Source organism: Streptomyces silaceus (assembly GCF_001419745.1).
GTDB lineage: Bacteria > Actinomycetota > Actinomycetes > Streptomycetales > Streptomycetaceae > Streptomyces > Streptomyces silaceus.
The window spans coordinates 1-16,103 of record NZ_LIRJ01000354.1 but is presented as its reverse complement, the minus strand read 5'-3'; the positions used below and the strand labels follow the sequence as shown (position 1 = coordinate 16,103).

11 protein-coding genes are annotated in these 16,103 nt (G+C 72.1%); 5 read left to right on the top strand and 6 right to left on the bottom strand.

Annotation, left to right across the window (positions count from 1 at the left end; translation table 11 throughout):
* Nucleotides 1-211: 211 nt before the first annotated feature.
* The 4 genes from AOK22_RS29040 to ku form a co-directional block, all read right to left on the bottom strand.
* On the bottom strand, nucleotides 212-2,242 hold a 2,031-nt coding region (locus tag AOK22_RS29040; RefSeq protein WP_208606462.1), incomplete at its 3' end, for a non-ribosomal peptide synthetase.
* A 7-nt stretch (nucleotides 2,243-2,249) separates the two neighbouring features.
* Entirely contained in the window at nucleotides 2,250-3,572 is a 1,323-nt protein-coding gene (locus AOK22_RS29035) for an MFS transporter (RefSeq protein ID WP_244165108.1), read from the bottom strand.
* A gap of 109 nt (nucleotides 3,573-3,681) precedes the next feature.
* Nucleotides 3,682-3,888 (bottom strand): MbtH family protein, encoded by a 207-nt coding sequence (locus tag AOK22_RS29030; protein WP_055701689.1) that lies wholly within the window; start codon nucleotides 3,886-3,888, stop codon nucleotides 3,682-3,684.
* 284 nt (nucleotides 3,889-4,172) lie between these two features.
* On the bottom strand, nucleotides 4,173-5,264 hold the full coding sequence (gene ku / locus AOK22_RS29025) for a non-homologous end joining protein Ku (protein ID WP_055701692.1): 1,092 nt from the start codon (nucleotides 5,262-5,264) through the stop codon (nucleotides 4,173-4,175).
* A 65-nt stretch (nucleotides 5,265-5,329) separates the two neighbouring features.
* Here ku and ligD point away from each other — a divergent pair, with 65 nt between their 5' ends.
* The 3 genes from ligD to AOK22_RS29010 all read left to right on the top strand — a co-directional run bounded on the left by ligD (nucleotide 5,330) and on the right by AOK22_RS29010 (nucleotide 7,700).
* Complete coding sequence (gene ligD / locus AOK22_RS29020; RefSeq protein ID WP_055701688.1) at nucleotides 5,330-6,226, top strand: non-homologous end-joining DNA ligase; 897 nt, start codon at nucleotides 5,330-5,332, stop codon at nucleotides 6,224-6,226.
* Nucleotides 6,223-7,110 (top strand): ATP-dependent DNA ligase, encoded by an 888-nt coding sequence (locus AOK22_RS29015; RefSeq protein ID WP_208606461.1) that lies wholly within the window; start codon nucleotides 6,223-6,225, stop codon nucleotides 7,108-7,110. Before ligD ends, AOK22_RS29015 begins: the two co-directional genes overlap by 4 nt.
* A 161-nt stretch (nucleotides 7,111-7,271) precedes the next feature.
* On the top strand, nucleotides 7,272-7,700 hold the full coding sequence (locus AOK22_RS29010) for a hypothetical protein (RefSeq protein WP_055701687.1): 429 nt from the start codon (nucleotides 7,272-7,274) through the stop codon (nucleotides 7,698-7,700).
* Between the two features lie 49 nt (nucleotides 7,701-7,749).
* Here the strand turns inward: AOK22_RS29010 and AOK22_RS29005 are convergent, their stop codons facing one another.
* Nucleotides 7,750-8,559 carry a nuclease-related domain-containing protein gene (locus AOK22_RS29005; RefSeq protein WP_055701686.1) on the bottom strand — a complete coding sequence of 270 codons (810 nt, stop codon included), beginning with the start codon at nucleotides 8,557-8,559 and terminating at the stop codon, nucleotides 7,750-7,752.
* A 264-nt stretch (nucleotides 8,560-8,823) separates the two neighbouring features.
* Between AOK22_RS29005 and AOK22_RS29000 the strand changes: the two genes are divergently transcribed.
* A complete protein-coding gene (locus tag AOK22_RS29000; protein ID WP_055701685.1) occupies nucleotides 8,824-9,750 on the top strand; it encodes a hypothetical protein in 927 nt (308 codons plus the stop codon).
* Between the two features lie 111 nt (nucleotides 9,751-9,861).
* On the opposite strand, the gene AOK22_RS28995 is transcribed toward AOK22_RS29000, so the two are convergent.
* On the bottom strand, nucleotides 9,862-14,808 hold the full coding sequence (locus AOK22_RS28995) for an NAD-glutamate dehydrogenase (protein WP_055701684.1): 4,947 nt from the start codon (nucleotides 14,806-14,808) through the stop codon (nucleotides 9,862-9,864).
* A gap of 513 nt (nucleotides 14,809-15,321) precedes the next feature.
* Here AOK22_RS28995 and AOK22_RS28990 point away from each other — a divergent pair.
* Nucleotides 15,322-15,888: a DJ-1/PfpI family protein gene (locus tag AOK22_RS28990; RefSeq protein ID WP_055701683.1), complete on the top strand. Its 567-nt coding sequence runs from the start codon at nucleotides 15,322-15,324 to the stop codon at nucleotides 15,886-15,888.
* Nucleotides 15,889-16,103: the final 215 nt, after the last annotated feature.

Below are 16,103 nucleotides of genomic sequence, written 5' to 3'. Positions count from 1 at the left end.
GGCCGTCCGTCCCGGCCCGGAGCGCGTACGCCCGGGACAGGTCGCGGAAGAGCGGCGCGAGCGACCAGCCGTCCCCGGCGATGTGGTGGACCAGCACGAGCAGCGCGTGCTCGCCGGGCCGCTCGCGGACGCTGAACAGCACGCCGCGCACCGGGAGTTCGCCGCTCAGGTCGAACCGCTCCCGCGCGGCCGCGTCGACGGCCGCCGCCNNCTCGTGCCGCTCGACGACGTCCCCGAGGGCGTCGGCCAGCGCGTCCGGGTCGACCGCGCCCCGCAGCCGTACGAGCATCGGCAGGTTGTACGCGGCACCGGAACCGAGCCGGTCGAGGAACCACAGACGGTGCTGGGCGGGCGAGACGGGGAGCGGGGCGGAGCCGGTGCGCGGCGCCGGACCCGGCTCACCGGCCTCGGACTTGGGGGCGGCGTCGACGTGCGGCGCGAGCCGGGCCGGGGTCGGCGACTCGAAGAGCGTGCGCAGGTCGAGCGCGGCGCCGAGCCGCGCGTGCACCCGGCCGAGGACCCGTGCGGCGAGCAGGGAGTGCCCGCCGTGCGCGAAGAAGTCGTCGTGCGCGCCCACGGAGTCGACGCCGAGGACCCCGGCGAACAGCTCGCACAGCGCGCGCACGGTCGCGCCCTGCGGCCCGTCGTCCGCTACGGCGGCACCCCGCGGGCGCCCGGCGGCCACGGCGTCCGGCGCGGGCAGGGCCGCCCGGTCCAGCTTCCCGCTGGCGGTCAGCGGCAGCGCGGCCAGCGGCACGAAGGCGGCGGGCACCAGGAAGTCGGGCAGGAGGGACGCGGCATGGGCGCGCAACTCCTCGGCGGAGGGCGGCTGTTCGGCGCCGGGTCCCGGTACGACGTACGCGACGAGCTGCCGCTCGCCGTCCGGTCCCGCGGGGGTAGCGAGGACGGCGGCGCGGTCGACCCCGGGGTGGCGGGCCAGGACGTTCTCGACCTCGCCGGGCTCCACGCGGAAGCCGCGGATCTTCACCTGCGCGTCGGCGCGGCCGCGGTACTCGAAGGTCCCGTCGGGCCGGCGCAGCGCGAGGTCGCCGGTGCGGTACATGCGGGCGCCCGGTGCGCCGAAGGGGTCGGCGACGAATCGTTCCGCCGTGGGCGCCGTGCCGCAGTAGCCGCGCGCGAGGCCCGCCCCGGCGGCGTACAGCTCGCCCGGCTCGCCGTCCGCGACCGGAGCGAGCCGCTCGTCGAGGACGTGGAGCCGTTTGCCCGCCAGCGGGCGGCCGATGGGGACGGGCCGTCCGTCGCGGACGTCCTCGGGCGTGATCCGGTGGGTGGTGAGGAAGACCATGCACTCGACGGGGCCGTAGCCGTTGTGGAGCCGCAGCGCGGGCTGCCGCTCCAGGGCGCGCGCCACGTGCGGGGGCGACAGCGCCTCGCCGCCGACGACCAGTTCGCGCAGTCCGGCGAGGGCGCGCGGGTACTCGTCGACGACGACGTTGAACAGGGAGCCGGACAGGTACATGGACGTGACGCCGTGCGCGGCGACGAGCCGGGCGATGACCACCGGGTCGGGGCGCCGTCCGGGGTGCAGCACGCAGGTGCCGCCGCTCATGAGCGGCCCCCACAGCTCCATCGCGAACGCGTCCCAGGACACGGGGGCGCACTGCAGCCACACCGCGCCGGGCCCGAAGGACGCGAAGTCCTGGCCGGTCAGCGTGGCGGTGACGGCGCGGTGCGGGGCGACGATGCCCTTGGGCCGCCCGGTCGACCCGGACGTGAACATCACGCACGCGGTGTCGTCGGGCGCGGCCCGCACGGCTCCGCGCGCCAACGGCCGGGCGTCCACGGCGTCCTCGACGTGCACCGCGGCCACGGCGTCGGCGTCCAGGGGGACCGCCGTGTCCTTCACGGTCAGGAGCGCGGTGATGCCCGCGTCGGCGGCCATGCCGCGCAGCCGGCCGGCCGGGAAGCCGGGGTCGAGCATCGCGTAGCCGGCGCCGGCCTTCAGCGTGCCGAGGATCGCCACGGCCAGTTCGGTGGAGCGCTCCAGGTAGACGCCGACGGTGTCGCCGCGCGTGACGCCGCGCGCCGCGAGCAGGCCCGCCAACCGGTCGGCGCGGGCGTCGAGTTCGGCGTACGTCAGCCGCTCCTCCTCGTACACGAGGGCCGTCGCGCCGGGGGTCCGGGCGGCCTGCTCCTCGACGAGCTCGTGCACACAGCGGTCCTCGCGCGGCTCCCGCACCCGCGGCTCCTCGCGCGGCTCGGGCGGGCGCGAACCGCTCACGTCCGGCTCAGGCGCGTACCGCGTCATCCTTCTCACCGCCCTTGCGCCCGGACTCCTCGTCGATGTCCGGCAGAAGTACGTCGATGTGCCTGATGGAGCGGCTCGCCAGGCCCCAGAGCGCGACCGCGAGGCCCGCGACGCCGGCGAGGAAGAGCATTCCGGCCATGCCGCTGCCCGGCTCGTCGCCGAGGAGCGGGCCGAGCACCGCGAAGACGCCGCTGCCGTCGGCCGCCTGGGGCTCGAAGACCTGGTCGGCGAGGGGGCCGGAGACGGCCGTGGCGAGGGGCACGGAGATCTGCGAGAGGAACATGACCGCGCCGAAGGCCCGGCCCTGCCAGTCCTGGGGGACCTTGGTCTGCACGATGGCCTGCATCGAGGCGTTGACGACCGTCATGAGCAGCGAGCCGATGAGCATGGCCACGCACCAGCCGGCGACGCCGCCGACCAGGGACATGCCGATCTGGGCGGACACGCACATGCCGACGATGCCGAGCATCATGCCCCGGCCCCGGTTCCTGGGCCCGCCCCAGGCGGCCATCAGCAGGCCGCCGACGACGCCGCCGACGCCGATCGCGCTGTTCACGGCGGCGAGCGCGCCGTTGCCGGACTTGAGCAGGACCATCGGCTGGATGACGGCGAAGCCGAAGACCATGACGAGGTTGACCGTGCAGAAGTTCACGGTCATGTCGCGCAGGCTCGCCTGCCGGAAGAGATAGCGCAGGCCCTCGACGGCCTCGGCGACGATCTTCGTGCGCGGGGCGCCCGCCCCCTCGGGGACCTTGTCGCCCTTCATCCGCACGACGCGGATGCCGATGAGCGCGAAGGCGTAGCTGACCAGGTCGACGACGAGGACGGCGCCGATGCCGGACAGGGCGACCATGATGCCGCCGAGCGCCGGGCCGCAGATGCCGGCGGCGCTGCGGGCGCCCGCCAACAGGCCGTTCGCGCGGCCCAGTTGGTCCTTGCGCACCAGCAGGGGGATGGCGGCGGTGAGCGCGGGCAGCTGGAAGGCGGCGCCGATGCCGAGCAGCACGGTGGCGGGGTAGACCTGCCACGGTTCGAGGCCGCCGCCGAAGAAGTGGACGAGGGTGAGCGCGCCGATGGTCGCCAGGCCGATGACGTCCGCGATCTGCAGCGCGGAGCGTTTGCGCATCCGGTCGATTATCGCGCCCGCAAAGGGGCTGAAGAGCGCCTGCGGAAGCAGGGCGCAGAGGGACAGCGCGGTGACGGCCGTCGCCTGCTCCCCGGTGGACCAGACCTCGATTATGAAAGCGAATCTCAGAACGGCGCTTCCGACCAGCGAGACGGCCTGTCCCGACCAGACGAGCATCAAGGGGCCGGTGCCCGCGAAGCGCCCCGGCCGTACTCTTTCGCCGTTCTCCATCCCCGCCCCGCCCCGTGGCTCAGAGTTTTCTTTTCGGCTGTGACGATCGGCCACGTCAGGAGCCTGATATCAGGCTCGCGGGACGGAGATCCGTCCAGTTCTGCTCGACGAAGGCCAGGGAATCGGCCCGTGAACTCGCCTCTTGGGCCACGGTCCAGCCGGGCGGGACGTCGGTCCCGGCGGGCCAGAGCGAGTGCTGATTCTCGTCGTTCACGAGCACCAGATATTGCGCACCATCATCTTCGAAAGGATTGCTGGCCATTTACCTTTAACCCCCCGGAAATTCTGAAGAATCCCATTGCGTCCGCAGGGATCATTGCGCGGAGGGACTAATTCCATCAAGCGACTGTGACATTGATCACAGGGCACAAAAACGGAGAGAGTCTGATTTGACCGAATTCTTTCGGGGGCCTTATCAAGCCAGCTCTCGGGCCCGCAGCGAACGCGCCGCCGCCCCGCGGCGCGCGCACTTTGCAATTTGCCGTTCCGTGTCAATCCCGGGCGCGGGCGGCGGAAGCCGCAGGGGCCGCACGGACACCCGCGGACTCAGGCCGACGCCCGCCGCTTCGCCGTGGTCTTCTTGGTGGTCGCCGTCTTCTTCTGCGTCGTCGTCTTCTTGGCCGTCGTCTTCCGCGCGGTCGTCTTCGTCGCCGTCTTCTTGGCGGAGGCCGCCTTCTTCTTCGCGCCGGACGACGTCGCCGAGGACGTCGATTTCTTGCCACCGACCTGCTTGGGCGCCGCGGGCGCGGACTTCCGCGCGGGCGCCGACGACTTCTTGGCCCGGCCACCGCGGGCCGGGAGCCGCGTCACCTCCGCCACCGCGGATCCCTCGTCCTCGTCTCCCCCGGGCGCCTCGCCGCGCGCCGAGCGGGCCGCGCGGACGCTGTTCTCCAGGGCGGCCATCAGGTCGATCACCTTGCCGCCCCCGGCCTCGGCGGCGGGCGTCTGCTCCGTCGGGGCGGTGCCCGCGACCTTCGCGGCGATGAGTTCCTCGACGGCCTCGCGGTAGTCGTCGTGCAGCGTGGAGATGTCGACCTCGCCGAGCGTGTCCATCAGGGCGTCCGCCAGGTCGAGTTCGGCGTCGCGGACGGTGACGTGGGAGTCGGGGGCCACCCCCTCGGGCACCCGGATCTCGTCCGGCCACAGCAGCCCGTGCATGGCGATCACGTCGTCGACCACGCGCAGCATGCCGAGCCGCTCCTTGCCCCGCAGCGCGAACTTCGCGATGGCCACCTTCTTGCTCCGCTTGAGCGCCTCGCGCAGCAGCGTGTACGGCTTGGCGGCGGGGACGCCGTTCGCCGAGAGGTAGTAGGCGGCGTCCATCTGGAGCGGGTCGATGCGGTCCGCGGGGACGAAGGCGACGATCTCGATCGTCTTGGCGGTCGGGATGGGCAGCGCGGCCAGGTCCTCGTCCGTGATCGGGATGATCGAGCCGTCCGCGTCCTCGTACCCCTTGCCGATCTCCGCGGACGTCACCTCGCGGTCCTCCAGCTCGCACACCTTGCGGTAGCGGATGCGGCCGCCGTCCTCCGTGTGGATCTGGCGGAAGGAGATGGAGTGGCTCTCGGTGGCGTTCACGAGCTTGATCGGGATGCTGACCAGGCCGAAGGAGATCGCACCGTTCCATATGGATCGCACGTCCGGCACCTCTCACTGGGATGGGGGGACGGTCGGTTTGTGGTGATTTGTGGGACTCTCATCGTATGACGCCGATCACGGAGGTGGAGGGGCGGCGGCTCGCGCTCAGCAATCTGGAGAAGGTCCTGTATCCGGCGACCGGCTTCACCAAGGGCGAGATGCTGCACTACTACGCGAGCACGGCCGGCGCCCTCCTCGCCCACCTCCACAACCGGCCCGTCTCCTTCCTGCGCTACCCCGACGGGCCCGACGGCCAGCGGTTCTTCACCAAGAACGTGCTGCCGGGCACGCCTCCGTGGGTACGGACCGCCGAGGTGCCGCGCTCGGACGGGAACGCCCGGCAGATCCTCGTACAGGACCTGTCCACGCTGATGTGGGCGGCCAACCTGGTCACCGAGTTCCATACGCCCCAGTGGCAGGCCGACGCGCCGGGGCGGGCCGACCGGCTGGTGCTCGACCTGGACCCGGGCCCACCGGCCACCGTCGTGGAGTGCTGCGCCGCCGCGCTGTGGCTGCGGGAGCGGCTGACGGCCGACGGGCTGCACGTGTACGCCAAGACGTCGGGGAGCAAGGGGCTGCACCTGCTCGTACCGCTGGAGCCGACCCCCTCCGAACGGGTCACGGCGTACGCCAAGGAGCTGGCCGTGGAGGCCGAGCGGGAGCGGCCGGACCTCGTCGTGCACCGCATGACGCGCAGCCTGCGCCCCGGCAAGGTCTTCGTCGACTTCAGCCAGAACGCCGCAGCGAAGACCACCGCCACCCCCTACACCCTGCGCGCCCGCCCCGAGCCGACCGTCTCCACACCCGTGACCTGGGCGGAGATCGAGGCCTGCGCCGAGCCGGGGCAGCTGGTCTTCACGGCCGACGACATCGCGCCCCGGCTGCGGCGGCACGGCGATCTGCTCGGCCCCCTCATCAACCTCAACCGCGCCCGGCCGCTGCCCTCCCGGACCCCCCGATGAGCCTGCCCCGGCCGGTGCGGGTCGCCCTCGCCGAGTCCGTGAGCGCACTGCCGGAGGGCGGCGGCTGGGCCTACGAGCCCAAGTTCGACGGGCACCGCCTGGTCGTCCTGCGCGACGACGACGGTCAGGTGACCCTCCAGGCGCGCTCGGGCCGCACGGTCACCGCCGCCTTCCCCGACCTCGCCGAGGCCGCCGCCGCACTGCCCGCGGGCACGGCCCTGGACGGCGAGGTCGTGGTGTGGACGGGCGGGCGCATCGACTTCGCCGCCGTGCAGCAGCGGGCGGCGGCCACGCGCGCCCGTGCCGCCCTCCTCGCCCGGTCCCTGCCCGCTTCGTACGCCGCCTTCGACCTGCTCGCGCGCGGCGGCACGGACCTGCGCGCCCTGCCGTACGAGGAGCGGCGCGCCCGGCTGGTGGAGCTGCTCGCCCCCGTGGGCCCGCCCCTCCAGGCGGTCCCCTCGACGACCGACCGCGACACCGCCCTGACCTGGTACGAGACGCTGTCCGCCACCGGCGTCGAGGGGCTGGTGGTCAAGCGGCTCGACGGGGCGTACCGGGGCGGCACGCGCGCGTGGCTGAAGCTGCGGCACAGCGACACCCGGGACGCGGTGGTGATCGGCCGCACGGGACCCGCCGCCCGGCCCCGGGCACTGGTCCTCGCGCTGCCCGGGGACGGCACGCCGGTGGTGTCCTCGCCGCTCTCCCCCGCGCTGCGGTCGGCGGCGGCCGGGGCGCTCCCGGAGCCGGTGGGCGAGGGCGTCGCGACGGCCGCCGGCATCGGCGACGTCACGTACGCGGCGCTGCCCGCGGAGCCGGTGGTCCTCGTCGAGGTGCGGCAGAACACGACGCGGCACGCGACGGCGACGGTGGTGCGCTTCCGCTGAGGGCCGCCGGGCGGGGGCGTCCGCCGGGCCCCCGCCTCCGCCGCCGGAGCCTCGCCCCCACCATGTGACCGGCATCACCGTTAATCAAGTTTGACTAGCCGGACTTCGCGGCATACCTTCTCCACAAGTAGTCAAACTTGATCAGCAGCAGAGGAGACCGCGTGACCTTCCTTCCCGAGACCGGATACGTCCCGACCGACGAGGACCGCGCGAGCCTGGACGCCTGGTTCGCCGCGTACGACGCCCTCAGCGCGAAGCGCGACGTGGAGCGCATGGCCGACCTGGCCGTCTTCCCGCTCAACCTGGTCAGCGACGACTCCGCGGGCGACGGGCGGGCGGCCCAGTGGGACCGGGAGCAGTACGTGGGGACCATGACCCACGTGATGGGCGACGGGAGCGAGGACATCTCCTTCGAGTCCACGCGCACCCCCGTCTTCCTCTCGTCCGCGATGGCCGTCGTCTTCACCGACTCGGTGATGACGGCGAACGGCGAGACGCAGCGGCTGCGCTACGCCGACATCCTGATCCGGCGCGGCGGCTCCTGGGCCTTCCAGACCATGATCCAGGGCGGCTGGGGCGACAACCTGTAGCCCCGGCCGGTCCGACGCGGCCCGCCCCCGGCCCCGGTGGCGGGCCGCGTCAGACCCTGCGCCAGGTGTGGCGGTCCCGGGCCAGGGCGTGCAGGGCCTCCACATCGGCCGGTTTCAGTACGCCGCCGAGGCGGGCCAGCGCCTGGAGGTCGCCCTCGCGCAGCACCCGCACGTCGCGCGGCGGCGCGGCCAGCTCCAGGTCCGCCGCCCCCGTCCCCACGAGCACCAGGACGGGGCGGACCTCGGCCGTCAGCGCGAAGGAGGCGCGGCCCGCGTCGGAGCGGACCGTGCGCAGCAGCGGGACCGGCTCGCCGCGGCCGACGGTGACCATCGGGTCGGCGATGCGCACCCGCTGTTTGCGGACGGCGAGGGTGCCCACGCAGAACAGTCCGCCGGGCCCGATCAGCAGATGGTGGATGCGGGCCTCGCCGGGCAGCGGCAGCGAGTGCAGCACCCGCCAGCCCGCGCTCTCCAGGGCGTCCAGGGCGTCGCCGACCGTCTGCTCGGCGGCCAGCGCGCGGTGCCGGGGATCGGCGCGCAGCCTGCGGGCCGGCACGGGCTCGCGCTCCAGGGCGATGTGCAGGGCCTCGCCGGGGCGGTTCGGCGCGAGGTCGTCGTCCGGGTGGAGGGCGAGGCGGGCCAGCTCGACGGGGGTGGGCACCGGCGGCGGCCCCACCGTCACCTGGCCGGTCAGGAAGGGCGCGAGGACGTCGAGGACGTCGGCCTCGCGGTCCTCGCTGAGCACATTGACGCGGGACGCCTCGCGGTCGTACCAGGCGACGCTCCTGCCGTCGGCCTGATACACGTACAACCGCTCCTGCCCGTGCCGCCAAGCCGGTACGACGCGCAGTCCGGTCATGCCGCATCACCCCTCGACCATGGGAACAGCCCGCATGCTCCCGGGGCAAGAACCCGTCCGCGCCGGGCGGAAGTTGGGGCGTCTTTGCGCCGACTCCGGGCGGTCCGGGAACGAAGTCCCTCCGGTCCCGTAACGGCACCGCCTGCACAGCTATGGCGCGCTGTTACATAGCCGCCGAATTGCCGCAATGGCGGACATCTAACTTCGTAGCTGTCCACCCGATCGCACCGGAGTGACCAGCCGACCGAAGACAAGGAACGTCCCGTGAGCACCCACCGCCGCACCGCCCTCCTCCGCACCACCGCCGTCTCCGCTCTCGTCGGCGGAGCCCTGCTCATCCCGGCCGCGGGCGCCTTCGCCGACTCACCGGCTCCCGAGCCGACGGCGTCGGGGACGCAGGCCCCGGACACCACGGGGACCCCGTCGCAGAAGCCCACGCAGAAGGCGGAGGTCTACGAGGTCACGCTCGGCAACGGCGCGAAGGCCAAGATCCAGAACCGCGGCGGTGCGTACGTCGCGACGATCGTCGTCAAGGGCAAGCAGATCGCCACCCTCTCGTCCACGCACCCGACCGTCACCTCGGGCGGCGTGCGCTACGAGCTGTACCCCTCCAACGGGCACATCGGCATCACGTACCTGAACGGCAAGGACAAGAAGGACGACGGCAAGAAGGCCTCACAGCAGGCCGACCCGCCCAAGGACTCCCCGACGGCAGGAGGCGACGCGGTCGCCGACCCGTCGGAGGACCCCTCCGCTCCCCCCGCGGACGCCACGTACACGCTCGTCTTCGAGAACAAGCCGATGACGCTCCGCACGCCGGCCGGCTCGCTCGACACCACGTACATCGACCTGGACACCCCGAAGGTGGACCCGACGGGCTCCATGGACAGCGAGGAGGCCGACTTCCACGCGGGCTACCAGGAGCTGTCGTTCGACCACGCGATGGGCAAGGCGTCCGGCACCACCGCGAAGCAGTGCCGGGAGGGCGCGGAGCAGAACCCGTTCCGCGAGTCGCTGAGCGGCGAGGCGATCAACAAGGCCCAGCAGATCGTCAAGGGCGACCACCTCTGCATGGTCACGGGCGAGGGCAACGTGGCCATGTGGACGATCACGGCCGTCGAACCGCCGAACGACAAGGACTACCTCCCGGACCTCAAGGGCACGGTCACGCTCTGGGAGTCGTCGGCGTGACGCCCCCGGAGAGCTGAGCGTCACGAGGCCCCGCACGAACGGGGGCGCCCCGGGCCGCAAGGCCCGGGGCGCCCCCGTTCACGTACTCGGGAAACCCGAGCACCCAGAGATCTACGAGTGCGTACGCAGCAACGTCCGCATCGTCCGCATGGCCACCGACAGGTTCGCCAGGTCGAACGCGTCCGAGCTCTGGATCTCCTCCAGCGTCGTCCGCGCCCGGCTCAGGATCGGCGCGTTCTTCTCCTCCCACGCCTTGAACCGCTGCTCCGGCGTCGACGCGCCGTTGCCGACGGCGAGGACGTCCGCGGTGAGCGCGGCGTGCGCCGCGTACAGGTCCTCGCGGATCGACGCGCGCGCCATGGACTGCCAGCGGTCGGCCCGGGGCAGCTCGATGATGCGGTCCATGAGCTGGGTGATCCGCAGCCGGTCGGCGAGGTCGTAGTACACCTCGGCGACGGCCATCGGCTCCTTGCCCATGCGGTCGGCCACCGCGACGATGTCGAGCGCGGGGAACGCGGAGGAGAACCCGGCGACGCGCCGCGCCAGTTCCTCCGGGACGCCCGCCTCGGCGAGCTCGTCGCGGATGCCCTCGTACCACTCCAGGTCGGAGCCGCGCAGGAGCTGCGGCAGCTCGTCCCAGACCTCGGCGACGCCCTTGCTGAAGAAGTCGATCGTCTCGGCGAGCTGCAGCGGCTGCGGCCGGTTGTTGAGCAGCCAGCGCGAGCCGCGCTCGACGAGGCGGCGCGAGTGGAGCCGGATGCGGGTCTGGACGTCGGCGGCGACGACATTGTCGAGCGCCTCGACCGCGTCCCACACCTCGCCGAGCCCGAAGATCTCGCGCGCGGCGAGCTGCGCCCGCACGATCTCCTCCAGCGAGGCGCCCGTCTCCTCCCGCAGCCGGTGCAGGAAGGTCGAACCGCCGCTGTTCACCGTGTCGTTGACGAGGATGGTGGTGACGATCTCGCGGCGCAGCGCGTGCCCGTCGACCTGCTCGGGGAACTTCTCGTGCAGCGCCTTGGGGAAGTACGCGTGCAGCAGCCGCTGCAGGTACGGGTCGTCGGGCAGCGTCGTCTGGATCAGCTCGTCCGCGGCCGTGATCTTCGTGTACGCGAGGAGCACGGCGAGCTCGGGCTGCGTCAGGCCGCGGCCGGAGTTGAGCAGTTCGCGGATCTGCCGGTCGTTGGGCAGGAACTCGAGGCCCCGGTCGAGGTGGCCCTGCTTGCCGAGCCGGCGCATGAAGCGCTGGTGGGCGTGGAGCAGCGACGACGACTGGAAGACGGCGTTGGCCAGGGCGGTGTTCTGCGCGTAGTTGTTGCGCAGCACCAGGTGGCCGACCTCGTCGGTCATCTCGGCGAGCAGCTTGTTGCGCTGCTTGACCGTCATGTCGCCGTTGGCGACGACCGCGTTGAGCAGGATCTTGATGTTCACCTCGTGGTCGGAGGTGTCCACGCCCGCGCTGTTGTCGATGGCGTCGGTGTTGATGCGGCCGCCCTCGCGGGCGAACTCGATGCGCCCCAGCTGGGTGAGGCCGAGGTTGCCGCCCTCGCCGACGACCTTGACGCGCAGCTCCTGGCCGTCGACGCGGATCGCGTCGTTCGCCTTGTCGCCGACGTCCGCGTTCGACTCGGCCGACGACTTCACGTACGTACCGATGCCGCCGTTCCACAGCAGGTCGACGGGCGACTGCAGGATGGCCTTCATCAGGTCGGCCGGGGTCATCTTGGCGACGCCGGTCTCGATGCCGAGGGCCTCGCGGATGTGGGCGTTCAGCTGGATCGCCTTGGCGGAGCGGGGGAAGATCCCGCCGCCCGCGGAGAGCAGGTCCTTGTCGTAGTCGGCCCAGGACGAGCGCGGCAGCTCGAAGAGGCGGCGGCGCTCGGCGTACGAGGTAGCCGCGTCCGGGTTCGGGTCGATGAAGATGTGCCGGTGGTCGAAGGCGGCGACCAGGCGGATGTGCTCGGAGAGCAGCATGCCGTTGCCGAAGACGTCACCGGACATGTCGCCGACGCCGACGACCGTGAAGTCCTCGGACTGGGTGTCGACGCCCAGCTCGCGGAAGTGCCGCTTGACGGACTCCCAGGCACCGCGGGCGGTGATGCCCATGCCCTTGTGGTCGTAGCCGGCGGAGCCGCCGGAGGCGAAGGCGTCGCCGAGCCAGAAGTCGTAGTCCTCGGCGACCTTGTTGGCGATGTCCGAGAAGGTCGCGGTGCCCTTGTCGGCGGCGACGACGAGGTAGGTGTCGTCCTCGTCGTGGCGCACCACGTCGGAGGGCGGCACGACCTCGCCCGCGACGAGGTTGTCGGTGATGTCGAGCAGCGCGGAGATGAACGTCTTGTAGCAGGCGACGCCCTCGGCCAGCCACGCGTCGCGGTCCACCGACGGGTCGGGCAGCTGCTTGGCGACGAAGCCGCCCTTGGCGCCGACCGGCACGATGACGGTGTTCTTCACCATCTGCGCCTTGACCAGGCCGAGGATCTCCGTGCGGAAGTCCTCCTTCCGGTCCGACCAGCGCAGACCGCCGCGCGCGACCTTGCCGAAGCGCAGGTGGACGCCCTCGACGCGGGGCGAGTACACCCAGATCTCGTACGCGGGACGGGGCGCCGGCAGGTCGGGGATGGCCTGCGGGTCGAACTTCATGGAGACGTAGTTGTGCGGCTTGCCGCCCGCCGCCTTCTGGAAGAAGTTGGTGCGCAGCGTCGCCTTGATGACGGTCAGGAAGGACCGCAGGATCCGGTCCTCGTCGAGCGAGGCCACCTGGTCGAGCGCGCCGTCGAGCTCTTCGAGGAGCCCGTCGGTCAGCTCGGTCCCGGCACGCTGGTGGTCCGGCGACATCCGCGCCTCGAAGAGCGAGACGAGCAGCCGGGTGGTGTGGACGTTGTTGCGGAGGGTGTCCTCCATGTAGTCCTGGCTGAAGGTGGAGCCCGCCTGGCGCAGGTACTTGGCGTAGGCCCGCAGGACCATCGCCTGGCGCCAGTTGAGGCCGGCGCGCAGGACCAGCGAGTTGAACCCGTCGACCTCGGCGGCGCCGGTCCAGGCGGCGGCGAAGGCCTCCTGGAAGCGCTCGCGGCCGTCGTCGCCGAGGTAGTCGCCGTTGCCGTTCGGGGACTTGGGCATGCGCAGCCCGAAGTCGTAGATCCACGCGTGCGTGCGGTCGGAGCAGCGCAGCTCGTAGGGGCGCTCGTCGGTGACCTCGACGCCCAGGCGCTGCAGCACGGGCAGCACCGCGGAGAGGGAGACCTGCGCGCCGGAGCGGTAGATCTTGAAGCGGCGCTCGCCGGGGGCCGCGCCCACCGGCTCGTACAGCGAGAGCGCGAAGTCCTGGTGGCCCTGGGTGAGCTGTTCCAGGTGCTGGAGGTCGGCGACGGCGGCGCGCGGCGTGTGGTCGGCCTTGTACCCCTCGGGGAAGGCGCCCGCGTACCGGCGCAGCAGCTCGGCGGCGCGCTCCTCGCCGCACTCGGCGGTCAGCGCCTCGGCGAAGCCGTCGGCCCAGGAGCGGGCGGCCTCCACGAGCCGGGCCTCGATGCGCTCGACGTCGGCGTCGGAGAGGTCGGGGACCTCGCCGCCCTTGGGCACCCGGACCACGAAGTGGATGCGGGAGAGGATCGACTCCGTGTTCCAGGCGGTGAAGTCGACGCTGGCGCCGTTCAGCTCCTCCTTGAGGATGTCGATGATCCGCAGCCGGACACCGGTGGTGTAGCGGTCGCGCGGCAGGTAGACGAGCGCGGAGTAGTAGCGCCCGTACTCGTCCTTGCGCAGGTAGAGGCGGAGCCGGCGGCGCTCCTGGAGGTAGAGCACGCTGGTCACGATGGACCGCAGCTCGTCCGCCGGGGTCTGGAAGAGCTCGTCGCGCGGGTACGTCTCCAGGATCTGGAGCAGGTCGCGGCCGTCGTGGCTGTTGGCCGAGAAGCCCGCGCCCTTGAGGACCTCGGCGACCTTGCGGCGGATGACGGGGACGCGGCGCACCGACTCGGTGTACGCGGCGGACGAGAAGAGGCCGAGGAAGCGGCGCTCGCCGACGACGTTGCCCTCGGCGTCGAACTTCTTCACGCCGACGTAGTCGAGGTAGGACGGGCGGTGCACGGTGGCCCGGCTGTTGGCCTTCGTCAGGACGAGCAGCTTGTGCTCGCGGGCCTTGGCGCGGGCGTCGGCGGGCAGCTGGTTGAAGGACGGGCTGACCGGGTGGTGGTCGTCGCCGTCGTGCTGCGGGTCGGCGCGCAGGATGCCGAGGCCGGTGCCGGGGACGGCGGCGAGGGAGTCGTCGTCCATGAGGTCGTACTCACGGAAGCCGAGGAAGGTGAAGTGGTTGTCGGCGAGCCAGCGCAGCAGCTCGCGGGCCTCGTCGACCTCCTGCTCGCGCAGGTCGCCCGCGGTGGGCTCGGCGGGCAGCTCGTCGGCGATGCGCAGCGCGGCGTCGCGCATCTTCTCCCAGTCCTCGACGGTCTCGCGCACGTCGGACAGGATCCGCAGCAGGTCGGAGGTGATCTGCTTCAGGTCGGCGCGGTCGGTCTCGCGGTCCATCTCGACGTGGATCCACGACTCGACGAGCGCGTCGTGCGGCCGCTCGGCGCCGGCGTCGTCGGCGAGGACCTCCAGGAGCTTTCCGGTCAGATCACGGCGTACGACGACCTGCGGGTGGATCACCACGTGGATGCCGCGGCCCTGCCGGGACAGCTCGTTGGTGACGGAGTCGACGAGGAAGGGCATGTCGTCGGTGACCACCTCGACGACGGAGTGGCTGCACGTCCAGCCGTTCTCCTCGACGGTCGGGGTGTGGACCCGCACGTTCGCCGTGCCCTGGGGCCGGTTCTCCGCGAGGCGGTAGTGGGAGAAGGCCGCTCCGAAGACGTCGACCGGGTCGCGGTCCGCCAGGTCCTCGGGTGCCGTGTGCAGGTAGTAGCGCTGGAGGAACGCGAGAGCCGTGTCCTGGTCCGGCGTGGCCTCGCTCGTCGTCCCGGTCGGTGCGTCACTCGGTAGGCGCCCCCCGACAGGGCTGCTCTCAGCTACCCGGGCGGCTCGTGCGAGCAGCTCGGCCTTGGCTTCGTCCAGCTTGGTCTGCATGGTCCTCTGACTCCTGTCGCGCGCCGTTGCGTGACGTAGAAGGAAGTGATGTGACGTAACGCCGCGACACGGGGTCTCCGGCCGGGTTCGACGTTATGCCGCGGTGCGGGATGAGCGGGCGGTTATCCGCCATTTTCAGCGGTTTCACCGGCCGATGGCTTGCTCGGTCCGGTGTCGCGCACCGCGAAGAAGCGTCAGCGAGTTCCGCCCGGCCACGGCTGTCGTCCGTGGTCCCCGGGCGCGGGGCGGAGGCGTCCATGCCCCCGCGGGATATCGCGCTGATCACGGGTCAAGGCTATCGCTCCGCACGGGGGACCCGTCATGAGCCGTATGTGTACAAAAGCGGGGGGCCAACTTTGACAGTCTGCACAGTGACCCCGCTGGTCGGCCCTCTTGGCAAAGCGGCAGTACACGGGCACGTTGGCCGGGAGGGTCCGGCCGACCGGGCGGCCCCGCCCCTGCCCGAGGCCGGGCCCGGCCCGGGCGGCACCCGACCGAGGGGAGCGCAGCGACATGGCAGCCAAGATCCTGATCGTGACCGGCGACGCAGCGGAGTCACTCGAGGTCCTCTATCCCTACCAACGGCTGCGGGAGGAGGGGTACGACGTCCACATCGCCGCTCCGGCCCGCAAGAAGCTGCGGTTCGTGGTGCACGACTTCGAGCCGGGCTTCGATACGTATACGGAGAAGCCGGGCTACACCTGGCCCGCGGATCTCGCCTTCTCGGAAGTCGATCCGGGGCAGTACGCCGCGCTGGTGATACCGGGCGGACGGGCCCCGGAGTACCTGCGCAACGACCCCGAGCTCCGCAAGATCCTCAAGTCGTTCTTCGACTCCGACAAGCCGGTCGCCCAGATCTGCCACGGGCCGCTCCTGACGGCGGCGGTCGGCGGCCTCAGCGGGCGCCGGGTCACGGCGTACCCGGCCCTGGAGATGGACATGCAGGCGGCGGGCGCGACCTTCCAGGACGCGGAGGCCGTCGTGGACGGCACGCTGGTCTCGGCCCGCGGATGGGCGGACCACTCCGGGTGGATGCGGGAGTTCCTCACGGTGCTGCGGGCGAAGGCGCCGGTGACGTGAGGGCGGACGACGGGCGGGGCGGGCTCGCCGGGCACTAGGTATACGGAGTCCGTCGTGCGCGGCCGCACATCGGTATGCCGATCCTTCGGCATACCGATGCCGGGAGGCGGGCGCGGCGGGCAGGCTCTGTTCTGCGCCGCCTCGCCGAGGCTGCGGGTACGGCGGGCGGGGTGCCGGCATCCTGGTCAACTCCCCCACGGCTGTCGTGGCAAGGC

Coding starts and splice junctions, on each gene's coding strand:
- AOK22_RS29035 (WP_244165108.1), bottom strand. CDS start 3,572: ATGCTCGTCTGGTCGGGACAGGCCGTCTCGCTGGTCGGAAGCGCCGTT.
- AOK22_RS29030 (WP_055701689.1), bottom strand. CDS start 3,888: ATGGCCAGCAATCCTTTCGAAGATGATGGTGCGCAATATCTGGTGCTC.
- ligD (WP_055701688.1), top strand. CDS start 5,330: ATGACGCCGATCACGGAGGTGGAGGGGCGGCGGCTCGCGCTCAGCAAT.
- AOK22_RS29015 (WP_208606461.1), top strand. CDS start 6,223: ATGAGCCTGCCCCGGCCGGTGCGGGTCGCCCTCGCCGAGTCCGTGAGC.
- AOK22_RS29005 (WP_055701686.1), bottom strand. CDS start 8,559: ATGACCGGACTGCGCGTCGTACCGGCTTGGCGGCACGGGCAGGAGCGG.
- AOK22_RS28995 (WP_055701684.1), bottom strand. CDS start 14,808: ATGCAGACCAAGCTGGACGAAGCCAAGGCCGAGCTGCTCGCACGAGCC.
- AOK22_RS28990 (WP_055701683.1), top strand. CDS start 15,322: ATGGCAGCCAAGATCCTGATCGTGACCGGCGACGCAGCGGAGTCACTC.